This is a genomic window from Polynucleobacter sp. AP-Reno-20A-A9, assembly GCF_018882085.1.
Lineage (GTDB): Bacteria > Pseudomonadota > Gammaproteobacteria > Burkholderiales > Burkholderiaceae > Polynucleobacter.
Genome location: NZ_JACVPB010000023.1, coordinates 1 through 1445, shown reverse-complemented (window position 1 = coordinate 1445; position 1445 = coordinate 1). Strand labels below are relative to the sequence as shown.

Sequence of the window (1445 nt, the reverse complement as noted above, 5' to 3'; positions counted from 1 at the left end):
TGAACTGACCCACAAAAGTTGGACATCCAATCCAACTCAAAAGGGTCAGTCTCATGTCCAAATACAGCAAAGACTTTAAGCTAGAAGTCATTCATCACTATCTGTCAGGTAAAGAAGGATTTACCGCAACGGCAAAACGGTATGGCGTTAAATTTACCTATGTCCGCACATGGGTTCATGCCTTTAAAACTCATGGTCAAAAAAGTCTAACCAAGACTTACACTCATCACCCCAGTGCTTTTAAGCTTGCCGTACTCAAGGCAATGGCGCAAGATCAGCTCTCCATTAATCAAGCGGCAGCCCACTTTAATATCGCCTCTCCCAGCACTATCTCCGCATGGCAACGCCTCTACAATGAAGGCGGTATTACAGCCCTAGAACCTAAACCCAAGGGACGGCCACCCATGTCAAAACGAAGTGAGATCCAAGCACTCCTAGCTAAACCTTCAGAGCAGCTTACGCATGAAGAACTCTTGCTGAAGTCGCACTATTTAGAGGTGGAGAACGCTTACTTAAAAAAGCTCGAAGCCTTAGCTCAGCAAAAGTACTTGGCAAACAAGAACAGATCCAAGTCGTCACCGAGTTAAGGCAGCAGTACCCTTTGCAAACTATCCTAGGCATTGCCAATATGGCCAGGAGTGTCTATTACTACCAGCTAAGTGCTAGCGCTAAAGTCGACCCCTATCTGGATGCTAAGACTCAAATTGGCGCAATCTACCATCGCCACAAGGGCCGCTATGGCTATCGGCGAGTCCATTTAGAGCTGAGCAACCAACATCGTTACCTTGATCCCAAGACCGTACAAAAGCTGATGGGGCAACTAGGGCTTAAATCCCTTGTTAGACCTAAACGCTATCAGTCCTATAAAGGCGGCATTGGTAAGGTAGCACCCAACTTATTAGAGCGTAACTTTGCGGCCAGTAAACCCAATCAGAAGTGGGTTACTGATGTGACGGAGTTCAACATCAGGGGTGAGAAGGTATACCTCTCGCCGATCTTAGATCTTTATAACCAAGAGATCATCTCCTATGAGATTAGCGATCGGCCACAGATTAGCAGCGTCATGCAGATGCTCCAAAGCGCATTTAAACAACTGGGACCAAAAGACAAACCCATGCTGCACTCAGATCAGGGCTGGCAATATCAAATGGGGTTTTATCAACAAGCTATAAAGAAACAAGGCATTACTCAAAGCATGTCTAGAAAAGGTAACTGCTTAGACAACGCAGTGATGGAAAACTGGTTTGGGATTATGAAAACAGAGTTCTTCTATCGGAAGAGGTTTGAAAGTATCGAATCATTTAAAACGGAGCTTGAGGAATACATCCACTACTACAACCATGATCGGATCAAACAAAAACTAAAGGGATTGAGCCCGGTTCATTACCGAACTCAATCCCTTCTGGTAACCTAACAAAACTGTCCAACTTTTGTGGGTCAGTTCA

1 protein-coding gene is annotated in these 1445 nt (G+C 45.1%); it reads left to right on the top strand.

Features of this window, described 5'->3' with window-relative positions:
- Window positions 1-53 precede the first annotated feature (53 nt).
- A protein-coding gene (locus tag ICN39_RS11025; protein WP_216234153.1) for an IS3 family transposase occupies window positions 54-1414 on the top strand; the annotation gives its coding sequence in 2 pieces (ribosomal slippage) (window positions 54-513 and window positions 513-1414; 1362 coding nt in all).
- The last annotated feature ends 31 nt before the right edge of the window (window positions 1415-1445 follow it).